Origin of the sequence: Variovorax sp. LjRoot175, from assembly GCF_964253805.1 — a bacterium.
GTDB lineage: Bacteria > Pseudomonadota > Gammaproteobacteria > Burkholderiales > Burkholderiaceae_C > Variovorax.
Genome location: NZ_CAXURY020000002.1, coordinates 1,158,855 through 1,181,099, shown reverse-complemented (window position 1 = coordinate 1,181,099; position 22,245 = coordinate 1,158,855). Strand labels below are relative to the sequence as shown.

General features: G+C 66.7%; 21 protein-coding genes. 19 read left to right on the top strand and 2 right to left on the bottom strand.

Annotated features, from left to right (window positions below):
* The first annotated feature begins 13 nt into the window (after positions 1–13).
* The 13 genes from ACSQ89_RS36015 (at position 14) to ACSQ89_RS35955 (ending at position 13,291) form a co-directional block, all read left to right on the top strand.
* On the top strand, positions 14–217 hold the full coding sequence (locus ACSQ89_RS36015) for a hypothetical protein (protein WP_436295096.1): 204 nt from the start codon (positions 14–16) through the stop codon (positions 215–217).
* Positions 218–268: 51 nt separating this feature from the next.
* Positions 269–400 carry an aldehyde dehydrogenase family protein gene (locus tag ACSQ89_RS36010; RefSeq protein WP_436295095.1) on the top strand — a complete coding sequence of 44 codons (132 nt, stop codon included), beginning with the start codon at positions 269–271 and terminating at the stop codon, positions 398–400.
* 160 nt (positions 401–560) lie between these two features.
* Positions 561–917 carry a cupin domain-containing protein gene (locus ACSQ89_RS36005; RefSeq protein WP_436295094.1) on the top strand — a complete coding sequence of 119 codons (357 nt, stop codon included), beginning with the start codon at positions 561–563 and terminating at the stop codon, positions 915–917.
* A gap of 238 nt (positions 918–1,155) precedes the next feature.
* Positions 1,156–1,821: a haloacid dehalogenase type II gene (locus tag ACSQ89_RS36000; RefSeq protein ID WP_436295093.1), complete on the top strand. Its 666-nt coding sequence runs from the start codon at positions 1,156–1,158 to the stop codon at positions 1,819–1,821.
* A 22-nt stretch (positions 1,822–1,843) separates the two neighbouring features.
* Positions 1,844–3,136, top strand: a complete 1,293-nt coding sequence (locus tag ACSQ89_RS35995; protein WP_436295092.1) for an NAD(P)/FAD-dependent oxidoreductase — start codon at positions 1,844–1,846, stop codon at positions 3,134–3,136.
* A gap of 39 nt (positions 3,137–3,175) precedes the next feature.
* Positions 3,176–4,801, top strand: coding sequence for an ABC transporter substrate-binding protein (locus tag ACSQ89_RS35990; protein WP_436296955.1), 1,626 nt, complete (start codon positions 3,176–3,178; stop codon positions 4,799–4,801).
* A gap of 40 nt (positions 4,802–4,841) precedes the next feature.
* Complete coding sequence (locus tag ACSQ89_RS35985; RefSeq protein WP_436296954.1) at positions 4,842–5,798, top strand: ABC transporter permease; 957 nt, start codon at positions 4,842–4,844, stop codon at positions 5,796–5,798.
* A gap of 10 nt (positions 5,799–5,808) precedes the next feature.
* Positions 5,809–6,714 (top strand): ABC transporter permease, encoded by a 906-nt coding sequence (locus tag ACSQ89_RS35980; protein WP_436296953.1) that lies wholly within the window; start codon positions 5,809–5,811, stop codon positions 6,712–6,714.
* A gap of 117 nt (positions 6,715–6,831) precedes the next feature.
* Positions 6,832–8,460, top strand: coding sequence for an ABC transporter ATP-binding protein (locus ACSQ89_RS35975; protein ID WP_436295089.1), 1,629 nt, complete (start codon positions 6,832–6,834; stop codon positions 8,458–8,460).
* 11 nt (positions 8,461–8,471) lie between these two features.
* Entirely contained in the window at positions 8,472–9,560 is a 1,089-nt protein-coding gene (locus tag ACSQ89_RS35970) for a tartrate dehydrogenase (protein ID WP_436295088.1), read from the top strand.
* A gap of 19 nt (positions 9,561–9,579) precedes the next feature.
* Positions 9,580–11,058: an NAD-dependent succinate-semialdehyde dehydrogenase gene (locus ACSQ89_RS35965; RefSeq protein WP_436295087.1), complete on the top strand. Its 1,479-nt coding sequence runs from the start codon at positions 9,580–9,582 to the stop codon at positions 11,056–11,058.
* Between the two features lie 123 nt (positions 11,059–11,181).
* Positions 11,182–12,516, top strand: a complete 1,335-nt coding sequence (locus tag ACSQ89_RS35960) for an NAD(P)/FAD-dependent oxidoreductase (RefSeq protein ID WP_436295086.1) — start codon at positions 11,182–11,184, stop codon at positions 12,514–12,516.
* Positions 12,517–12,613: 97 nt separating this feature from the next.
* Positions 12,614–13,291: a response regulator gene (locus ACSQ89_RS35955; protein WP_436295085.1), complete on the top strand. Its 678-nt coding sequence runs from the start codon at positions 12,614–12,616 to the stop codon at positions 13,289–13,291.
* A gap of 134 nt (positions 13,292–13,425) precedes the next feature.
* On the opposite strand, the gene ACSQ89_RS35950 is transcribed toward ACSQ89_RS35955, so the two are convergent.
* Positions 13,426–13,773 (bottom strand): TonB-dependent receptor domain-containing protein, encoded by a 348-nt coding sequence (locus ACSQ89_RS35950; protein WP_436295084.1) that lies wholly within the window; start codon positions 13,771–13,773, stop codon positions 13,426–13,428.
* 59 nt (positions 13,774–13,832) lie between these two features.
* Between ACSQ89_RS35950 and ACSQ89_RS35945 the strand changes: the two genes are divergently transcribed.
* The 4 genes from ACSQ89_RS35945 to ACSQ89_RS35930 are packed head-to-tail and all read left to right on the top strand — an operon-like array spanning position 13,833 to position 18,144.
* Entirely contained in the window at positions 13,833–14,693 is an 861-nt protein-coding gene (locus ACSQ89_RS35945; protein WP_436296952.1) for an FAS1-like dehydratase domain-containing protein, read from the top strand.
* Between the two features lie 37 nt (positions 14,694–14,730).
* A complete protein-coding gene (locus tag ACSQ89_RS35940; protein ID WP_436295082.1) occupies positions 14,731–15,921 on the top strand; it encodes a CaiB/BaiF CoA transferase family protein in 1,191 nt (396 codons plus the stop codon).
* 10 nt (positions 15,922–15,931) lie between these two features.
* Positions 15,932–16,759 (top strand): HpcH/HpaI aldolase/citrate lyase family protein, encoded by an 828-nt coding sequence (locus ACSQ89_RS35935; RefSeq protein WP_436295151.1) that lies wholly within the window; start codon positions 15,932–15,934, stop codon positions 16,757–16,759.
* Positions 16,760–16,797: 38 nt separating this feature from the next.
* On the top strand, positions 16,798–18,144 hold the full coding sequence (locus tag ACSQ89_RS35930) for a class-II fumarase/aspartase family protein (protein WP_436295081.1): 1,347 nt from the start codon (positions 16,798–16,800) through the stop codon (positions 18,142–18,144).
* A 4-nt stretch (positions 18,145–18,148) separates the two neighbouring features.
* Here ACSQ89_RS35930 and ACSQ89_RS35925 read toward each other — a convergent pair whose 3' ends face one another.
* Positions 18,149–19,078, bottom strand: a complete 930-nt coding sequence (locus ACSQ89_RS35925; protein ID WP_436295080.1) for a LysR family transcriptional regulator — start codon at positions 19,076–19,078, stop codon at positions 18,149–18,151.
* A 150-nt stretch (positions 19,079–19,228) separates the two neighbouring features.
* Here ACSQ89_RS35925 and ACSQ89_RS35920 point away from each other — a divergent pair, with 150 nt between their 5' ends.
* Both ACSQ89_RS35920 and ACSQ89_RS35915 read left to right on the top strand, forming a co-directional pair.
* Positions 19,229–20,200 (top strand): Bug family tripartite tricarboxylate transporter substrate binding protein, encoded by a 972-nt coding sequence (locus ACSQ89_RS35920; protein ID WP_436295079.1) that lies wholly within the window; start codon positions 19,229–19,231, stop codon positions 20,198–20,200.
* Position 20,201: 1 nt separating this feature from the next.
* The gene (locus tag ACSQ89_RS35915; RefSeq protein WP_436296951.1) at positions 20,202–22,226 is read left to right on the top strand and encodes a 4-oxalomesaconate tautomerase; all 2,025 of its coding nucleotides are present in this window, start codon (positions 20,202–20,204) and stop codon (positions 22,224–22,226) included.
* Positions 22,227–22,245 lie beyond the last annotated feature (19 nt).

The window sequence follows — 22,245 nt, the reverse complement described above, 5'->3', positions numbered from 1 at the left end:
AGGATCGATCGCCATGCAAAGCTTCGACCCGGACTTGAACATGCTTGATTTCGATCCCAACAGGACCTCCTTTCCGAACGGACACTTCATCGGGGGTGTGCTGGTCGATGGCGATGGCGATGGCGAGGGTGAGGTGCTGGAGGTTCGTTGCCCGTCCGATGGGATGGTCTACGCCGAGGGCCGATCGCTGCTGCAGTCATCGTCGACCGCGCGGTGAGCAACGCGCAAGTCGCATTCCAGACTTCGTATCGGGCGACGAGAGCGCCTCGTGCACGCGCCTAAATACTCGGCGGTGAGCCCTACGGTCGTTGCGACCGTCGCACCCTGGAACTTCCCGATCACGCAGGCCGTCACCAAGATCGGCCCGGCATTGGCGGCAGGCAACGACTTCTCCAACTGATCGCGGCAGTCTCACGCATTGCCCGCGCAAAGCAGATTGCGCTTTGCCGGCAGCCAATCGCGCATTTGTCACCGTTTTCGGCATCGGCTTCGGCACCCACGCGGGGACACCCAAACATAGCATCAGGGTCGTGTTCCACCCTCCTGAGAGTCCACTCTTCATGTCAAAAAATCTGCTCATCAACTTCAACTTCGACCAGCTCGGAGAACCTCGCGAATACCGGCCGCCGGCCGAACGCGTCATCGAAGGCGACATCGTGTGCCGCAACTGGGACGTCGACAGCGCCAAGGACGACAAGGTGCGTGCTGGCGTGTGGGAGTCGACACCCGGCGTCAACCGCTCCATCAAGGGCGAGACCTGGGAGTTCTGCCTGATCCTGTCCGGCGTGGTCGAGCTCACCGAGGACGGACAGCCCCCAGTGACCTACAAGGCCGGGGACTGCTTCATCATGAAGCCCGGCTACACCGGCACCTGGCGCACCCTGGAGACTGTGCGCAAGGTGTGGATCATGGCCTGAGCATGGCGCAGCCGCTCCCGCTTCAAGAGCGTGCCCATCGCCTGCGCAGCAACGCACCGAGGTGCGCGGCTGCACACGCAAGGGGCAGACCGCATGGCATGCCGCCGCACCCCCTCCAAACCGCAGCTTTCGTGCGCCGGGCGCCCCCATTTCCCTACAACCTCGACGCCGCTGCGTGCTGCAATCGCTTCGTCATGAGCTTGTCGCATTTACATCTGTCATTTAAGGAATAGAGACCATGAGCATCCGTCCCAAGTACATCACCTTCGACTGCTACGGCACCCTCACGCGCTTTCGCATGGGCGAACTTACGCGCGACATCTTTGCTGACCGCATTCCGGCCGAGCAGATGGAGCAGTTCATCGCCGACTTCACCGCCTACCGCTTCGACGAGGTGCTCGGCGACTGGCAGCCCTACGAGGTGGTGCTGAAGAACGCGGTGCGCCGGCTTTGCAAGAAGTGGAAGATCCAGTACTTCGACCACGAAGCGCAGAAGTACTACGACGCGGTGCCGACCTGGACTCCTCATGAGGATGTGCCCGCCGGCCTCGCCAAGATCGCCAAGGAGATCCCGCTGGTGATCCTGTCGAACGCCTCGGACAGCCAGATCCAGAAGAACGTGGCCATGCTCGGCGCGCCCTTCCATCGCGTCTACACCGCGCAGCAGGCCCAGGCCTACAAGCCGCGCCTCAAGGCCTTCGAGTACATGCTCGACTCGCTGGGCTGCAACCCCGAAGACGTGCTGCACGTGTCCTCCAGCCTGCGCTACGACCTGATGTCGGCGGACGACCTCGGCATCGTCAACAAGGTGTTCGTCAACCGCGGCCACGGCCCGGGCAATCCGGCTTACCGCTACGTCGAGATCAAGGACATCGGCGGCCTGCCGGGCGTCGTCGGCCTCTGAAATTCTGCAAGTGCACCACGCCATGAAGCTCGACTCCTACTGGACCGATTCGGCGCCCGCCTTCGTGCCGCGCTCGTGCGAGCTGCCGGCGCAGGTGGATGTCGCGATCGTCGGCGGCGGCTTCACCGGCCTGTCGGCGGCGCTGGCGCTCGCGAAGCGCGGCGCCACCGTGGCGGTGCTGGAGGCCGGCGAGCGCGTGGCGGCCGAAGCCTCGGGCCGCAATGGCGGGCATGTCAACAACGGGCTGGCCGTGGACTACGCCGAAGTCGCTGCCAAGGTCGGCGTCGAGCGGGCCCGCGCCTGGTACCGCGCCTACGACGATGCGGTGGACACGGTGGCGCGGCTGGTGCGCGACGAAGACATCGATTGCGACTTCCTGCGCCACGGCAAGCTCAAGCTTGCGACGCGGCCCGGCCAGATGGCAGCGCTCCAACGCAGCGCCGAGCGCCTGGTCGCCGACCGCGTCGACACCGATGTCGAGATCCTCGATGCGGCGCGCGTGCACGCCGAGGTGCAGAGCGAGCGCTTCCACGGCGGCCTGCTCTACAAGCGCAGCGGCCAGATGCACATGGGCCGCTTCGCCCAGGGCCTGGCCGCGGCGGCCGAGCGCAGCGGCGCGCAGATCCACACCGGCACCAGCGTGCGCCGCCTCGAGCGCCTGGGCCAAGGCCATGCGCACCGGCTGCACACCGAGCGCGGCACCGTCAGCGCACAGCAGGTGCTGCTGGCCACGGGCGCCACGCGCCACGGCGGCTATGGCAGCTTCGGCTGGCTGCGCCGCCGCATCGTGCCGATCGGCAGTTTCATCGTGGTCACCGAGCCGCTCGGCGCCGAGCGCGCGCAGGCCCTGCTCGCCAAGCGGCGCACCTACGTCACGGTGGCGAACATCCACCACTACTTCCGGCTCACCGCCGACCACCGGCTGGTGTTCGGCGGGCGCGCGCGCTTCGCGGTCTCCAGCCCGCAGACGGATGCCGCGAGCGGCGAGATCCTGCGTGCCGGGCTGGCCGAAACCTTTCCGCAGCTCGGCAGCGTTCGGCTCGACTACTGCTGGGGCGGCCTGGTCGACATGACGCAGGACCGCCTGCCCCACGCCGGCGAGCGCAACGGCCTCTACTACGCGATGGGCTACAGCGGCCACGGCACGCAGATGTCGGTCCACATGGGCGAGCGCATGGCCGCCGTGATGGGCGGCGACGCGCTCGCCAACCCCTGGCAGGGCCGCGACTGGCCCGCCATTCCCGGCCACTTCGGCCCGCCGTGGTTCCTGCCGGCGATCGGCCTCTACTACACGCTCAAGGACAGGTTGGCCTGAGCGCCTTTTCTTCATCGACAACCAGAGGAGTACCCCACCATGAGCGACAGCAGCAGCAACAAGAGCTTCGACAACCTCGTCGGTCCCGGCGAAAGCCTTCGCGTGATGGAGTCGCTCAAGCGCGGCGCCTCGCGGCGCGACATCCTCGCGATGCTGATGGCCGGCGGTATGCAGGCCACACTGGCCGGCGGCATCGCGGGCGCGGCGATGTCCGCCCATGCGCAGACGCCCAGGAAGGGCGGGCGCATCCGAGTGGCCGGCGCGACCGCCGCCGCCACCGACACGCTCGACCCGGCCAAGCAGTCGAACCAGACCGACTACTCGCGCGGCAACATGATCTACAACGGCCTGACCTCGCTGGACGGCAGCCTGACGCCGCAGCCCGCGCTGGCCGAATCGTTCACCACCAAGGACGCGAAGACCTGGGTCTTCACCTTGCGCAAGGGCGTGAGCTTCCACGACGGCAAGGCGCTCTCGCCGGCCGATGTGGTGTTCTCGATCATGCGCCACAAGGACCCGGCCACCGCCTCCAAGGCCAAGATCCTTGCCGACCAGATAGAGAGCGTCAAGGCGACCGGCCCGAACGAGGTGACCTTTGTGCTCAGCGCGCCCAACGCCGACCTGCCGGTGATCCTGGGCACCTTCCACTTCCACATCGTCAAGGAGGGCACCACCGACTTCAATGCCGGCATCGGCACCGGGCCCTACAAGCTCAAGGAGTTCAAGCCCGGCGTGCGCTCGCTGATGGTGCGCAACGACGCCTACTGGAAGCCCGGCAAGCCCTACCTCGACGAGATCGAGTTCGTGGGCATCGGCGACGAGAGCGCGCGTGTCAATGCGCTCTTGTCCGGCGGCATGGACCTGGTGGGCTCGGTCAATCCGCGCTCGGTGGAGCGCGTGAAGAGTACGCCCGGCTTCGGGATCTTCGTCACCCAGTCCGGCCAGTACTCCGACCTCGTGATGCGCAAGGACGTGGGCCCCGGTGCCAACCCGGACTTCGTGCTCGGGATGAAGCACCTGTTCGACCGCGAGCAGATGAAGAAGACCATCGCGCTCGACTATGCGGTAGTCGCCAACGACCAGCCGATCGACCCGACCAACCGCTTCTACTTCGCCGGCCTGCCGCAGCGGCCCTTCGACCTCGACAAGGCCAAGTTCCATCTGCAGAAGTCCGGTATCACGGGCAAGGTGCCGGTGGTGGCATCGCCCGCGGCGCTGTACTCGGTGGAAATCGCGCTGATGCTGCAGCAGACCGCGCAGCGCGCCGGGCTGGAGCTCGACCTCAAGCGCATGCCGGCCGACGGCTACTGGTCGAACCACTGGCTCAACAGCCACGTGGGCTTCGGCAACGTCAACCCGCGCCCGAGCGCCGACGTGCTGCTCACGCAGTTCTTCCAGTCGGGCGCCGCCTGGAACGAATCGCGCTGGAAGAACGAGAAGTTCGACCAGCTGCTCTTGGCTTCGCGCGCCGAGACCGACCTGGCCAAGCGCAAGCAGATGTACGCCGACATGCAGACCATGATCCACCAGGACGCCGGCATCGGCATCCCGCTGTTCCTGGCGAGCATCGACGGCCATACGTCCAAGCTCAAGGGCCTGTCGCCCATCCCTCTGGGCGGCCTGATGGGCTACAACTTCGCCGAGAACGTATGGCTGGAGGCATGACGCCTCCCCAGCCGTTCGCCTCGCCCCACGGAGCACCGAGATGAACCATGTAATCCTGAAGCTTCTCGCCCAGCGCATCGCGCTGGCGCTGCTGTCGTTGCTGGCGGTGTCGGTGATCGTCTTCTCGATCACCGCGGTGCTGCCCGGCGATGCCGCGCAGGAACAGCTCGGCCAGGACGCCACGCCCGAGGCGGTCGCCGCGCTGCGCGCGCAGATGGGCCTGGACGTGCCGGCGCCCCAACGCTACGCGAAGTGGCTGCTCGGTATGGTGACGGGCGACCCCGGCCGCTCGGCCACGACGCAGATGCCGGTGGCCGAGCTGGTCGCCAGCCGGCTGCCCAACTCGCTGCTGCTGGCCGCCGTCACGGCGCTGTTCTCGGTGCCCATCGCGCTCGCGCTCGGCATCGCCTCGGCAGTGTGGCGCGGCTCCTGGTTCGACCGCGCGGCATCGACGACGGCGGTGGGCGTGGTGTCGGTGCCGGAGTTCCTGGTCGCAACCCTCGCGGTGCTGGTCTTCGCGGTCAAGCTGCGCTGGCTGCCGGCGCTCTCCTTCGTCAACGACATCGAGTCGCTGGGCCAGTTGCTGCGCGCCTTCGCGATGCCGGTGCTGGTGCTGTGCTGCGTGATCGTGGCGCAGATGATGCGCATGACGCGTGCCGCGGTGATCGACCAGCTCGAGGCGCCCTACATCGAGATGGTGCGGCTCAAGGGCGCCTCGCCGATGCGCATGGTGCTGGCGCATGCGCTGCCCAACGCGGTGGGCCCGATCGCCAACGCGGTGGCGCTGAGCCTGTCTTACCTGCTCGGCGGCGTGATCATCGTCGAGACCATCTTCAACTACCCGGGCATCGCCAAGCTGATGGTCGACGGCGTGTCGCAGCGCGACATGCCGCTGGTGCAGACCTGCGCCATGATCTTCTGCTGCGCCTACCTGATCCTGGTGACGACGGCCGACATCTGCGGCATCCTCGCCAACCCGCGGCTGCGGCACCGTTGAGGCCAGCTCCATGGAAACGTCTACCTCCACCTCGGCCGTGAACGCCACGGCTTCCGTCGCGGCCCCGCCACCCGAGCGGCGAAGCAGCCCGCTGCGCCGGCTCGGCGGCTTCGGCCCCTCCGGCCTGCTTGGCCTCGCGGTGCTGCTGTTCTGGCTGCTCGCAGCGCTGCTCGGCCCCTGGCTGCTCTCGCACAGCACGGCGGCCATGGGCACCTCGAACGTCTTCGCGCCGATCAGCGCGAAGCACTGGCTGGGCACCGACTACCTCGGCCGCGACATGCTGGCACTCATCATCGAGGGGGCGCGCTACACGATCGGCGTCGCGCTGTTTGCCACGCTGCTGGCCAGCGGCACCGGCACCACGCTGGCGCTGCTGGCCGCCGCCAGCGGCCGCTGGATCGACGCGGTGCTCAGCCGCGGCCTGGACACGCTGACCGCGATCCCGAGCAAGATGTTCGCGCTGATCATGGTGGCGGGCTTCGGCTCCTCGGTGCCGATGCTGGTCGTCACGGCGGGCATCATCTACGTGCCGGGCGCCTACCGCATGGCGCGCTCGCTGGCCGTCAACATCAATGCGCTCGACTACGTGACCGTGGCGCGCACGCGCGGCGAGGGCACGCTCTACATCATGCTGCGCGAGATCCTGCCCAACATCGTCGGGCCGATGCTGGCCGACCTGGGCCTGCGCTTCGTCTACGTCGTGCTGCTGCTGGCGAGCCTGAGCTTCCTCGGCCTGGGCATCCAGCCGCCGGCGGCCGACTGGGGCTCGCTGGTGCGCGAGAACATCGGCGCGCTGGCCATGGGCGGCGCCTCGGTGATCGTGCCGGCGCTGGCCATCGCGAGCCTGACCATCGCGGTCAACCTCGTCATCGACAACCTGCCGGGCCGCACTGCCCGCGAAAGAGGAACACGATGAAGCCCACCCCCAGGCTTGCCCACTTCGTGTGGCCGCCAACCCCCTCGCCGGGGGCAACACCATCGGCCCGGCAAAGCCGGTTCCGCGGTGTTCCCGGCGCAAACAGGAGCCACTGACATGGGCGCACCCCTGATCGTCAACAACTTGAGCATCTGCGCCGGCGCGACTACGCTGGTCGACAACCTGAGCTTCTCCGTGCAGCCCGGCGAGGTGCTGGCGCTGATCGGCGAGTCGGGCTCCGGCAAGACCACCACCGCGCTGGCGCTGATGGGCTATGCGCGCCACGGCTGCCGCATCTCGGCCGGCCGGGTGCAGATCGGCGACACCGACGTGCTGGCGCTCGATGCGGCGCAACAGCGCGCGCTGCGCGGCCGCACGGTCTCCTACATTGCGCAGAGCGCGGCCGCCTCCTTCAATCCCTCGCGCACGATCATGGACCAGGTGGTCGAGCCGACCGTCATCCACGGCCTGTGCAAGCGGGCCGAGGCGGAGGCGAAGGCGGTGCAGCTCTTCCGCGAGCTGGCGCTGCCCGATCCGGAAACCATCGGCGCGCGCTACCCGCACCAGGTCTCCGGCGGCCAGTTGCAGCGGCTGATGGCCGCGATGGCGCTGATCGGCGACCCCGAGCTCGTGATCCTCGACGAGCCGACCACCGCGCTCGACGTGACGACTCAGATCGAGGTGCTGCACGCCTTCCGCCGCGTGGTGCGCGAGCGCCGCGCCACCGCGGTGTACGTGAGTCACGACCTGGCCGTAGTGGCGCAGATGGCGGACCACATCCTGGTGCTGCGCGACGGAAAAATGCGTGAGCTGAACGCGACCGGGCAGATCCTCTCGGCACCGGTGGACGACTACACGAAGTGCCTGCTGGCCGCCGCCCGGCCGGCAACGCGCGAATCGGGCAAGGCAGCCAACGACGACCCCGAGCTGCTGCTCCATGTGCAGCAGCTCTCGGCCGGCTACGGCCCGGTGGATGCGCAGGGGCGTCCGGCCAAGCCGATCCTGCAGGACATCGATCTGAAGCTCCACCGCGGTCAGGCGATCGGCGTGATCGGCGAGTCGGGCTCGGGCAAGACCACGCTGGCGCGGGCCGTGGCCGGCCTCTTGAAGCCCAGCCATGGCAGCGTGCTGTTCCGCGGCCGCGAGCTCAAGCCGACGCTGCAGCAGCGCGACCGCGACGAGCTGCGCCGCATCCAGATCGTGTTCCAGATGGCCGACACCGCGCTCAATCCCTCGCAGACCATCGAGCGCATCCTGGCGCGCCCGCTCGAGTTCTACAAGGGCCTGCGCGGCGCGCCGCTCCAGCGCCGCATCCGCGAACTGCTGGATCTCGTGAAGCTGCCGCATTCGGTGGCCGGGCGCCTGCCGGGCGGCCTCTCGGGCGGGCAGAAGCAGCGCGTGAACCTCGCACGCGCGCTCGCGGCCGATCCGGACCTGATCCTCTGCGACGAAGTGACCTCGGCGCTGGACACCGTGGTCGCCGCGGCGGTGCTCGACCTGCTGGCCGAGCTGCGTCGCGAGCTCGGTGTCTCCTATCTCTTCATCAGCCACGACCTGCACACGGTGCGCGCGGTGTGCGACGAGATCGTCGTCATGCAGCACGGCCGCAAGCTCGCGCAGGTGGCGCGCTGCGACTACGAGCGCGGGCCGCACCACCCCTACTACGAACTACTCGCCCGTTCGGTGCCCGAGCTGCGCCAGGGCTGGCTCGACGACATGGACCGCAAGGCCGCGGCAGCATCATGAGGAAAACCGAGATGACACCCACCTTCCGCATCGCGCTGATCGCCGGCGACGGCATCGGCAAGGAAGTGATGCCCGAAGGCCTGCGCGTGGTGCAGGCCGCAGCGGCGCGCTTCGGCTTCGAGCTCGACTGCCGCACCATCGACTGGGCCAGCTGCGACTACCACGCCGCGCACGGCCAGATGATGCCGGACGACTGGAAGGAACAACTGAAGGGCGTGGACGCGCTGTACTTCGGCGCCGTCGGCTGGCCCGCGACCGTGCCCGACCACGTCTCGCTGTGGGGGTCGCTTCTGAAGTTCCGCCGCGAATTCGACCAGTACATCAACCTGCGCCCGGTGCGCCTGTTCGAAGGCGTGCCCTGCCCGCTGGCCGGCCGCCAGCCCGGCGACATCGACTACCTCGTGGTGCGCGAGAACACCGAGGGCGAATACACCTCGCTCGGCGGCGTGATGTACGAGGGCACCGAGCGCGAGATCGTGATCCAGGAATCGGTGTTCTCGCGCCACGGCACCGACCGCGTGCTGAGGTACGCCTACGAACTCGCCCAGGCGCGCAAGAGAAAGCACCTGACGGTGGCCACCAAGAGCAACGGCATCGCCATCAGCATGCCCTGGTGGGACGGCCGCGCCGACGCCGTCGGCCGCGACTATCCCGAGGTGCAGGTCGACAAGCAGCACATCGACATCCTGTCGGCGCGCTTCGTGCTGCAGCCCACGCGCTTCGACGTGGTGGTGGCAAGCAACCTGTTCGGCGACATCCTCTCCGACCTCGGCCCCGCGACCACCGGCACCATCGGCCTGGCACCCTCGGCCAACCTCAACCCGGATCGCAGGTTCCCCTCGCTGTTCGAGCCCGTGCACGGCTCGGCGCCCGACATCTACGGCCAGAACATCGCCAACCCGATCGCCATGATCTGGTCGGGGGCGCTGATGCTGGACTTCCTCACCCAAGGCCAGGGCGCCGGCCGCGCCGCGCACGACGCGATCCTCGCCGCCATCGAGGCGGTGCTGCGCGAGGGCCCGCGCACGCGCGACCTCGGCGGCACGGCATCCACCACCGAACTCGGCATGGCGATTGCCGAGCGCGTCGCCGCAGCCTGAAACCCCCATGACAAACACCATGACACTGAACCTTGAACGCCAGGACCTGATGCCCGGGCGCCAGCTGATCGGCGCCGAATGGCGCGAGGCGAGCGACACGCGCCGCCTGGACGTCACCGACCCTGCCACCGACACCGTCTTCGCCAGCGTGCCCGACGGCACGGCCGCCGACGCACGCGCCGCGGTCGATGCCGCGCACGCCGCCTTCCCGGCCTGGCGCGCCGTGCCGGCCAAGGAGCGCGCCCGCATCCTCAAGCGCTGGAACGACCTGGTGTTGGCGCACCAGGAGGACCTGGGCCGGCTGATCTCGCGCGAACAGGGCAAGCCGCTGGCCGAGGGCCGCGGCGAGGTGGCCTACGCCGCAAGCTACATCGAGTGGTTTGCCGAGGAAGCCACGCGCGCCAACGGCGAGGTGATCCCTGCGCCGGTGCCAGGCCGGCGCATGTTCGCGCTGAAGGAACCGGTCGGCGTGGTCGCCACCATCACGCCGTGGAACTTCCCGGCCGCCATGATCGCGCGCAAGATCGCCCCCGCGCTCGCCGCCGGTTGCACCGTGGTGTGCAAGCCGGCCGAGGACACGCCGCTGACATCGCTGGCCCTGGTCAAGCTGGCCCAGGAGGCCGGGGTGCCGGCGGGGGTGCTCAACATCGTCACCGCCTCGCGCGAGCGCACGCCCGAGGTGGTGGACGTGTGGCTGGCCGATGCGCGCGTGCGCAAGATCAGCTTCACCGGCTCGACGCCCGTGGGCAAGCATCTGGCGCGCGCCTCGGCCGACACGCTGAAGAAGCTCTCGCTCGAGCTCGGCGGCAACGCGCCCTTCATCGTCTTCGAAGATGCCGACATCGATGCCGCGGTCGAAGGCCTGATGGCGGCCAAGTTCCGCAACGGCGGCCAGACCTGCGTCTCCCCGAACCGCGTGTTCGTGCAGGCGAGGGTGCACGACGCCTTCGTCGATAAACTGGCTGGGCGCGTCGGCGCACTCCAGGTCGGCCCGGCGAGCGACACGGGCTCGCAGATCGGTCCGATGATCAATGCGCGTGCGGTCGACAAGATCGAACGCCATGTGCGCGATGCCGTCGAGAGAGGCGCGCGCGTCGTGGTCGGCGGCAAGCGGCTGCGCTCCGCGCGCTGCGACGGACCCAACTACTTTGCGCCCACCGTGCTGGTGAACGCCGACGCGACCATGGAATGCAGCTGCGAGGAGACCTTTGGGCCGGTGGTGCCGATCACGCGCTTCGACAGCGAAGCCGAGGTGATCGCGGCGGCCAACGACACGCCCTTCGGGCTCGCGGCCTACTTCTACTCGACCGACGTGCGCCGCATCTGGCGCGTGGCCGAGGCGCTGGAGACAGGCATCGTCGGTATCAACGAAGGCGCGCTCGCCGCGGAGGCCGCCCCTTTCGGCGGCGTCAAGGCCTCAGGTTACGGACGCGAAGGCTCAGTGCACGGGCTCGACGACTACCTGCACATCAAGTACGTGTGCCAGGGGCAGCTGTAGCAGCGCTGGGCCTCGGCCTGGAATGCTGGCGCGCCTCCACAAGGTGGCCGTGCCCGGCGAACCGATCGGTCATCGTGGCCCGGCCGCATTGAAGTGCCCCCGCGCCTGTACGAGCAGTCAACCATGAACAGCCCCTTGTCCAAGCACCGAGTCGTCATCGTGGGCGGCGGTGCCGGCGGTCTGGAGCTGGCCACGCGTCTCGGCGATACGCTGGGCAAGCGCGGCATGGCGGACATCACGCTCGTCGACAAGCACCGCACCCACGTGTGGAAGCCCAAGCTGCACGAGATCGCCGCGGGCAGCATGGACCTGAGCGCACACGAGGTCGACTACCTTGCGCAGGCGCACTGGCATCGTTTCCGCTTCCGGCTCGGCGAGCTGACCGGCATCGACCGCGAGCGGCGCGAGGTGCATGTCGCACCCTACCTGGACGACGAGGGCCGGCTGGTCACGCCCGCGCGCGCCTTCGGCTACGACACACTGGTGGTCGCCATCGGCAGCCTCAGCAACGACTTCGGCACGCCCGGCGTGCGCGAGCATGCGCTGCGGCTCGAGTCGAAGGCGGATGCGCAGCGCTTTCACCAGCGCATGGTCAACGCCTGCATCCGTGCGCACGCGCAGGCCGCGCCGCTGCGGCCCGAGCAGCTGCACGTGGCGATCATCGGCGCGGGCGCCACCGGCGTGGAGCTGGCAGCCGAGCTGCATCGCACCACGCGCGAGGTCGTGGCCTACGGGCTCGATCGCGTGGACGCCGAGAAGGACATCCAGGTCAGCGTGATCGAGGCTGCCGACCGCGTCCTGCCCGCACTGCCGCCGCGCATGTCGGCCGCCACCGAGGCGCTGCTGCGCAAGCTGGGCGTGGACGTCCACACCTCGGCCAAGGTGGCCGAGGTGCTGCCCGAGGGCGTGCGCCTGGCCGACGGCCGCACGCTGCCGGCCGAGCTGGTGGTGTGGGCCGCGGGCGTGAAGGCGGCCGACTTGATGAAGGACATCGCGGGGCTGGAGACCAACCGCAGCAACCAGCTCGCGGTGCTGCCGACCCTGCAGACCACGCGCGATGGCGACATCTTCGCCATCGGCGACTGCGCGGCCTGCGAGTGGCCCGAGGCCAACGGCGGCAAGGGCGGCCTGGTGCCGCCGCGCGCGCAGGCGGCGCACCAGCAGGCCTCGCACGTCGCGGCGCAGATCCGCCGGCGCCTGGGCGGAAAGGCGCTCAAGCCCTACCGCTACCGCGACTTCGGCTCGCTCGTGTCACTCGGCGAGTTCAGCACTGTGGGCAACATGATGGGCGGCCTGATCGGCGGCAGCCTGATGATCGAAGGCGCCTTCGCACGGCTGATGTACGTGTCGCTCTACAAGATGCACGAACTCGCGCTGCACGGCGTGGTCAAGGTCTCGCTCGACACGCTGGCCCGGCTCATCACGCGGCGCACCGAGCCGCACGTCAAGCTGCATTGAGGCGTTGCATGAGAGAACCGAAGACGCAGCCTGTCAATCGTTGGCGGCTCGTGCGACTCCGTGAGCGGTGGTCAGGGGATCAACGTAAGAGATCACCATGAAAATTCTTGTCGCGGACGGCGATCAGGTGCTGGCCGACTCGATCCTGCGCACCCTGCGTGCGTCGGGCGCCGTGGTTGATCACGTGACCAACGGCTCGGAGGCAGATACGAGCCTCATCACCCATGGCGAGTTCGACCTGCTGATCCTCGATCTCGGCCTTCCCGCCATGGACGGCCTCGAGATCCTCAGGCGCCTGCGTGCCCGCGGGTCGCACCTACCGGTGCTTGTACTCACCGGGGCAGACAGCGTGGAGGAGCGCGTCAGGAGCCTGGACAACGGCGCCGACGACTGCATGGCCAAGCCCTTTAGCTTGGAGGAGCTCAAGGCGCGCGTACGCGCGCTCTCGCGACGCGGCATGGGCATCTCCGGCAACGCGATCAGGCATGGCCCGCTGGTCTACGATCAGGCCAGCCGATTGACAACGCTCGACGGCAAGATGGTGGACTTGTCGGGCCGGGAGCTGAGCCTGCTCGAGGTGCTCCTGCAGCGCGCAGGGCGGCCGGTCAGCAAGGACCAGTTGGTGGAGCGCCTGTGCGAATGGGGCGAGGAGGTGAGCCTCAATGCGATCGAGGTGTACATCCATCGCCTGCGCAAGAAGATAGAGAAGGGGCCGGTGCGCGTCGCAACGGTTCGCGGGCTCGGCTGCTATTACCTGGAGAAGATTTCGGTCTGAGTTGCCCGGCGCAGGTCGGAGTTCATCGCATCGGTTGCGCCCGAAAACCGAGTGCGAGGGTAATACCTCACTTCCAGATTGGTACGTCAGCTTCAATCGAGCTTGATGCCGGCGGCCTTGATGTCGATCGAGGCTCAATTGATGTGTCCGTTCAAGGAACTCGCCGCGGGGGGAATAGGCCGACGCTTGAACGAAATCGCTTGTTCCATGACTTCGCCTGCCGCAACGGAGAATCCCGGTGTGTCGCTTGCTGTCAGTACGTTCGTCTTCTTGATGTCGAACACCGCCAGATTGGCGCCCAGGCGCTGATCCCGCGTTTGCAGCTTCAAGCCGGCCTCGAGCGCAGTGGAGTACTGCGGATCGAATGCCTGGCCGTTCTTGTCAATGCCGATATTGCCGCGGGCCGATCCTGCGCGAGCATATCGTTTATGCGCCCGATGCATCAATCGTTCTGAATCTTGCAATTCACTTTGTCCTGCCAAGGCGCGAGACTCGTTCGCAAGGTTCCTCAGATACAGGAGCCGCAACTGGAGACAAGTGAGTGACTCTTCAAGCTGAAGAACTTCGTGCCTGGATCGGACGCAGCGAGACCATTCAGGACGCTGTTAACCCGACGCCCGTCATCGCGCTGACCGCCACGCTGGATCACCCTTCGGTGCCCGTCGAGACCGGCACCACTTTGCCGTACCTTTGGCATTGGTTGTATTTCCTGCCGATGCATCGACAGTCGGAAATCGGCGCCGATGGGCACGCCAAGCGCGGCGGCTTCCTTCCTCCGGTGCCACTGCCTCGCCGCATGTGGGCCGGCAGCCAGTTCGAGTTTCGCTCGCCCATACGAGTCGGTGACCGGGTCGCGCGAACCTCGACCATCGACGACGTGACCGTCAAAGAGGGCCGCACCGGCACGCTTGTCTTCGTCAAGGTCAGGCACGAGGTGCGCTGCAACGACAGCAGCGAACCAGCGCTCGTCGAATTCCACGACATCGTCTACCGCGAGGCTCAGGGTCCGAACGACGTCGCCCCACCGCCACAAGCCGCGCCTGCGGAAGCCCAATGGAGGCGCTCCATCGTGCCGGATGACGTGCTGCTGTTTCGCTACTCGGCACTCACCTTCAACGGCCATCGCATTCACTATGACAGGCAGTACGTCACCAACGTCGAGGGCTATCCCGGCCTGATCGTGCATGGACCGCTGATTGCAACGCTGCTTATGGATCTCCTTCGGCGCCAGATGCCGCAAGCCGATGTGGCCAGCTTTCGATTCAAGGCGGTGCGCCCGACATTCGACCTGCATCCGTTCCATCTCCAGGGACAACCTGAAGCCGACGGAAAGACCATCCGGCTCTGGGCCTCCGATCACGAAGGCTGGCTCACGATGGACGCGACTGCGGTCCTGCGCTGATCTCCATCAACCCACCTACCTTCGGATAGAGCAACACATGCAGCCACTCAAGGGCCTCACGGTCGTCACGCTGGAGCACGCGATCGCGGCGCCTTTCGCCACGCGCCAACTCGCTGACCTCGGCGCACGCGTCATCAAGATCGAACGGCCGGGATCGGGCGATTTCGCCCGAGGCTATGACGAGCGCGTGCACGGACTGGCGTCGCACTTTGTCTGGACCAACCGCTCCAAGGAGAGCCTGACGCTCGACGTCAAGCATCCCGAGGCGGCCACGATTCTGGAACGCCTGGTGCTGGAGAAGGCAGATGTCGTCGTACAGAACCTCGCGCCCGGTGCCGCTGCGCGCCTCGGCCTCGGGTATGAAATGCTGTCCGCCGCAAAGCCGGGGTTGATCGTGTGCGACATCTCAGGCTATGGCGACGACCCGATCAACCCCGGTCCGTACCGTGACAAGAAGGCCTACGATCTTCTTATTCAGAGCGAAGCGGGGTTCGTCTCGGTCACTGGCACGCCCGATGAGCCGTGCAAGGCCGGTCCATCGATCGCCGACATCGCCGCGGGCATGTACGCGTACAGCAGCATTCTCGCGGCGCTGTTGCAACGCGGCCAGACCGGCAAGGGGCAGCGCATCGACATCTCCATGCTGGAGTCGCTCGCCGAATGGACCAGCTATCCGCTCTACTACGCCTTCGAAGGCGCCGCACCACCACCGCGAACCGGCGCCAGTCATGCAACGATCTACCCCTATGGCCCGTTCCCCACGGGTGACGGCAACATGGTGATGCTGGGCCTTCAGAATGAACGCGAGTGGGCCAGTTTCTGCGAGACGGTGCTGCAGCGACCGGCGCTGACTGCCGATCCTCGCTTCACAGCCAACTTCAAGAGGGTGGCCGAGCGCGACGCGCTGCGCAGAATCATTGTGGAAGCCTTCTCATCCCTGACCAGGGCACAGGTGGTCGAACGGCTCGAACTCGCGCAAATCGCCAATGCCCAGGTCAACACCATGAATGATGTCTGGGCCCACCCGCAACTGAAGGCGCGCGGGCGCTGGACCGAAGTCGGCTCGCCGAACGGCCCGCTCCCCGCCATGCTGCCGCCCGGCACCTGGGACGTGGGGCCGCGCATGGACCCCGTGCCGGCACTCGGCCAGCACACCGACGCAATCCTTGCCGAGCTGGGCTACGGCGCGGCCGAGATCGAGGCGCTGCGCGCGTCCAAGGCTGTCTGAGGTGGGCATCATGTCCGTTGCTTCCAATATTCCTCGCACCTACCTCTTCGTTCCGGGCACGCGGCCGGAACGCTTCGGCAAGGCACTGGCAAGCGGCGCGGATGCCGTCATCCTGGACCTTGAAGACGCGGTCGCAGCCGACGACAAGGCGCTTGCCCGCCAGGCGATCGCAGACTGGTTCCGTTCCGCATCCGCGGGCGACCGGTCGCGCACGGTGGTGCGCATCAACGATGCCGCGTCGCCGTGGTTCGATGACGACCTGACGGCGCTGCGCAAGGTCGGGGCCTGCAGCGTTCTGCTGCCCAAGGCCGAGTCTGCACAGCAGGTCGCGGCCACGCTCGCCGCGCTGCCCGGAGCCAGCGTTCTCGCGCTGATCGAAAGTGCGCGCGGAGTGGCCGGAGTCGACTCCGTCGCCGCCGCGGGCGTGTCGCGCCTGGTGTTCGGCACGTTGGACTTCGCATTGGACCTGGACATCGAGATTGACAACGACGCCTCGGGTCTCGCCTACGCGGCCAGCCGCATCGCGATTGCCTCGCGCGTGGCAGGCCTGCCGGCGCCGGTTGCCGGGGTCACGCCCCGGCTGGACGATCGCAAGCGCCTTCTGGCCGACCTGGCTTCGGCGCGTGCTGTGGGCTTTGGCGCCAAACTGTGCATTCATCCGAGCCAGGTGGAGCCCATTCACACCGCGCTAAGACCCCCCGCAGAAGCACTGGAGTGGGCACAGCGAGTGCTGGCAGCCGATGCCGCGTCCCCGGGCGCTGCGCGGCTCGATGGCCGCATGGTCGATCGACCTGTGGTGCTGCAGGCACAACGCACGCTGGCCCTGGCCCGCGAATAAACCTACCCTCAACATCCAGCCCAGAAAGATCCCACACCATGGCCTCCACCATCATCGACTCGCGCATCTTTGGCGACATGTTCAGCGACGCGCGCATGCGCGACGTGTGGTCTGACGAGAACCGGACCGCCAAGTACCTCGACATCGAACGCGCGCTGGCCAAGGTGCAGGGCGAGCTCGGTATCATCCCCAAGGATGCGGCAGACGAGATCGTCCGCAACTGCGAGCTATCCCAGATCGACTGGGTGAAGCTCAAGGCCAAGACCGAGCAGATCGGCTATCCAATCATTGCGGTCGTCAACCAGATCAACGCCAACTGCCGCGACAAGCTGGGCGAGTATTGCCACTGGGGCGCTACCACTCAGGACATCACCGATACGGCAGCGGTGCTGCAGATGCGTGAAGGCCTCGCATTGGTCGAGCAGGACCTGGACGAGATAGGCGACGCGCTGGCCTCGCTGGCAAAAAGGTACCGCGATACGCCGGTGATCGGCCGCTCCAATCTGCAGCAGGCCACACCGATCACCTTTGGCTACAAGATGGCAAGCATCCTGGCCGGTATCGACCGTCACCGCGAGCGTCTGCAGCAGCTCAAGCCGCGGGTGCTGATGGGGGAGTTCGGCGGCGCGTCGGGCACGCTGTCGTCGCTGGAGAAGGGCGCGATGGAAACACAGGCCGGACTGATGAAGGAACTTGGCCTTGCCCAGCCGCTGATCTCCTGGCACACCGTGCGCGACACCATCGCGGAGGTGGGCGCCTTCCTTGGACTGGTGGGCGGCTCGCTCGGCAAGATCGCGATGGACGTCAAGCTGATGATGCAGACCGAAGTCGCCGAGGTGTTCGAGCCATTTGCACCTGGCCGCGGTTCGTCGTCGACCATGCCGCAAAAGCGCAACCCGATCTCGTGCCTCTACATCCATGCCAACATTTCCGTGGCGCGCCAGCATGTCGCTGCGCTCATGGATGCGATGGTGGCCGACCACGAGCGCTCCACCGGACCTTGGGAAATCGAGTGGGTGTCCTTGCCGGAAATCTTCTGCCTGATGTCCGGGGCGCTGAAGCAGACCAAATTCATCCTCAAGGGCCTCGAAGTCGACGCCACCCGCATGCGCGCCAACATCGACCTCACAAACGGCTTGGTGATGTCTGAAGCCGTGATGATGGGACTGGGGCCGTACATCGGCCGCGAGTACGCTCACGATCTTGTGTATGACCTGTGCCGCGAAGCGATTAGCAAGAATCGCCCGCTCATCGAGATCCTGTCAGATCACCCGGAGATCAGCAAGCATGTCACGCGCGCCCAGCTCGACGCGATGTGCGACCCCGTCAACAACCTTGGCCAGGCCGGCGTGATGGTCGATCGGGTACTGACGGCGCGTCGCTGAGCCTTCAAGCCGAGGTGCGCTTTCTCCCGGCCTGGACGCGCCTGCCCTTCATTTCAGAGAAAAACTCGAAGAACTGCAGGGCGGCCGGAGAGAGGGTGCGGCCCTTGCGCCGGATCAGGCCCACCCTGCGACTGACGACCGGCTCGACCAACGGCACGCTGACCAGCAGCGGATGATCGGGGCCGGGCATGGCGATCGACGGAACTGCTGCGACTCCGAGCCCGGCTTCGACCAGGCCCAGCATCGTCGTGACGTGCTGCGCCTCGTAGATCGCCTGCGGGCGCCCTGGCAGACCTGATAGCGCTTGGTCCAGCAACAGCCGGTTTCCGGATGCCTTGCTCACCGAGATGTAGTCGTACTGCGCCAGTTCCGTCCAGCTCACCTTCCGCTTGCCCGCGAGAGCATGGTCGCGCCGGCATGCGGCGACGAAGCGCTCCTCCATCAGCGGCTTGAACTCAATGTCGGGTTCCTGGCCCCCAATGAAGTTCAGCCCGAAATCCGCCTCGCCGCGCGACACGGCGGCCAGCACCTCGTTGGCGCTCGCATCGAAGACCTTGACCCGAACCTTCGGATAGCGCTCGTGATAGCGCGAGATCACCTGCGACACGAAGTAGTAGACCGTCGATGGCACGCAAGCGATGGTGACCTCGCCCATGCGCGTTGCCGCCACGCCGCGGATGCCCAGCAGCGTGAGGTCCAGATCGTCAAGCAGCTGCTGCACCTTCCGGTCGAAGTCGCGCCCGACCGCGGTCAAGCTCACCCGCCGCGTGGTCCGCTCCAGCAGCCGTACCCCGAGCGCTTCTTCCAGCTTCTCGATGCGCCTGCTGAACGCGGGCTGCGATACGTGCAGCGCTTCGGCCGCCTTGCGAAAGCTGCTCAGTTCGGCGACGGCGCGGAACGCCTGCAGGTCGTTGAGGTTGAAGTTGATCGCCATCGTCTCGTACCGCAAACATGTTTGACTGATCGACAGTGTGCATCAATCGATCCTAAACATGCAATTCACAGCAAGCATTGAACCGAAGACCATAGGTCCACGGTCAAGGAAGCGACCTGGATGCCAATCTTTCAACTATCGGAGACATCAATGCAATCTCGTAACGCACCCGTCCTGTGTGCCCTGGCCTCGGCGGCCGCGCTCTTCTGCAGCAGCGCGCTCGCCGCCTATCCCGAAAAATCGATCACTATCGTCGTGCCGACCGCCGCAGGCGGCGCCAACGACGCCATGGCGCGAGTCATCGGCCAGGCGATGTCGGCTGCGCTCAAGCAACCGGTCGTCGTCGACAACAAGGCGGGTGCGAATGGCGCAATCGCCAGCGAGTTCGTGATGCGCGCCGCGCCGGACGGCTATACGCTGATGCTGGGCTATGTCGCAACCCATGCGATGAATCCCGCTCTGCAGAAGCTGCGCTACGACCCCGTGAAGGATTTCGAGCCCGTGGCCATGGTCGGCACCTCCGCGACGCTGATGGTCGTCACCCCCTCCGTGAAAGCGAACGATGCCAAGGAGCTCGTCGCGGCGCTGAAATCCGCGCCCGACAAGACAAGCTACGCGTCTGCCGGCAATGGGACCGCGCCGCATTTCGCCGCGGAGATGTTTAAGCTCTCGACCGGCACTAGCATGCTTCACGTGCCGTACAAGGGATCGGCGCCCGCGATCACCGACACCATCGGCGGTCAGACACAGGTGATGTTCCCAAGCCTCTTCACTGCCATGCCCTACGTGAAAGCTGGCAAGCTCAAGGCGATCGGCGTCGCGGGCAGCAAGCGCTCGCCGCAGATGCCAGACGTGCCGACGCTCAAGGAGCAGGGCGTCGACAACGTGGATGTCTCGCAGTGGTACGGCATCTTCGCGCCGGCCAAGACCCCGAAGCCCGTGATCGAACAACTCAACAAGGTGCTCAACGCGGCTTTGGCCGACAAGGGCGTCATCAAGAAGCTGGAGGACCACGGCGCCGAAGTTGAAACCATGACTTCCGAGCAGATGCGCACCTATGTGCAGCAGGAGCAGGTCAAGTGGAAGAAGGTCGTCCAGGCCGCAAAGCTTTCGGCTGACTGAGATGAGCAGGACCATTCCCTGCGTGCTGATGCGTGCGGGTACCTCACGCGGCCCCTTCTTCCTGCGGGAGTGGCTGCCTGAAAGCGACGAGGAGCGCGACCAGGCGCTGGTCGGCGCGATCGGTGCCTCAGATCCGCTGCAGCTCGACGGCGTGGGCGGCGGCAGCACCCTCAACAGCAAGGTCGCCATCGTTTCGCGTTCAAAGGAACCGGGCTGCCATCTGGACTACCTGTTCGCGCAGGTGGGGGTCGGGCACCGTTCCGTCGACACTCGCCCGAACTGCGGCAACATGCTGTCGGGCGTCGTGCCCTTCGCGATCGAGCAGGGGCTGGTGGAGGCGCAGGATGGCATCACGCAGGTACGCGTCTTCAACGTCAACACGCGATCGCGCATCGACGTCACGGTCAGGACGCCCGGCAAGCGTGTCACCTACGAGGGAGACGCGCGCATCGATGGCGTGGCCGGTACGGCTGCACCGATCCTCCTGAACTTTCTGGACGCGTGGGGCGCGGTGACGGGCAAGGTCTTTCCGACCGGTCGGCGGATCGACACGATTGACGGCGTCGAGGTGACGTGCATCGATGCGGCGATGCCGCTCATGATCGTGCGCGCGCGTGACCTTGGCGTCACCGGCGGCGAAAAGCCCGCGGCGCTCGATTCGAATTCGGCACTGCTGGAGCGGCTCGAGAAGCTGCGTCTTCAGGCCGGCCTGTTGATGGGACTCGGGGATGTCTCGGGCAGCGTCATTCCCAAGCCGGTGCTGGTCAGCGCGGGAGACTCGCCAGACAGCATTACCTCGCGTTACTTCACGCCGCGCCGCTGCCATGCGTCGCATGCGGTCACGGGTGCGATCGGCGTTCTCAGCGCCTTCGCACTCCCGGGCACAGTCGCAAGCGGCGCTGCTCGCGAGCCAGGTCGTCACAACCTGGTTCTCCTGCATCCGGCAGGGCAGATCGACGTGGAAGTCGAGCTTGAGGGCCGGGCGGATGAGGCAACAGTGAAGGCGGCGGCGCTGGTGCGTACCGCCCGAAAGATCATGCAGGGCGAGATGCAGTTGCCCGACTATGTCTTTACGCGGCCCGAGGCCGTTGCGCGTCAGTCGGCCACGTTCCCGCGCAAACCGATCACCATCATCGTGCCCACCCGTGCAGGCGGCGGCAACGACACGATGGCCAGGATCATCGCGGCCGAACTGAAGCCGTTGCTCGCCCAAGAAGTTCTCGTGGACAACCGGGCCGGCGCAAATGGTGCCATCGCGAGCGAGTATGTGGCCAGGGCAGAACCGGACGGCCACACCCTCATGTTCGGCTACGTGGGCACCCACGCCATGAACCCCGCACTCCAGAAGCTGGGCTACCACCCTGTCAAAGACTTTGAGCCGGTCGGGTTGATCGGATCGTCGCCGACCCTGATGGTGGCCAACCAGCACGCCGGCTTCGACACCGTTCGCAGCCTCCTGCAGCGTCTGCGCAGCGGGCCAGGCAGCATCAGATACGCGTCGGCCGGTGACGGTACGCCGCCACACTTCGCGGCGGAGCTGTTCCAACTCAACACGGGCACGAGGATGGAAGGCAGAACCCATGAGGGTGCAGCGCCTGCCATCGTGGACACACTCGATGGTCGCTCGCAGGTCATGTTTCCGAGCCTGTTCACCGCACATCCCTTCGTCCTTGACGGCCGGCTACGCGCCCTTGCCGTCGCGGCCCCAGCGCGTCTCGATGCATTGCCAGCGATGCCCACACTGTCGGAAGCAGGCATCGAAGGGGTCGATGTCTCGCAGTGGTACGGGCTGTTTGCTCCGGCACGTACCTCCCCCGCAGTGATCGCGCAGATCAACCGCGCCCTCAACGAGGTTCTCGCCAATCCGCAAGTGGTTGCCCGATTCGAACGCCAAGGCGCCAGGGTCGAGGCCGGTCCGCCCTCTGCGCTGCGGGAACGCGTTCGGCACGAGTTCGGTCGTTGGCAGGACGTGGTGGACGAGGGCGGCCTCGCGCCGCAAGACGTCCGTCTGCTTGCGGCGGATTGATCGGCCGAATCACCCAGAC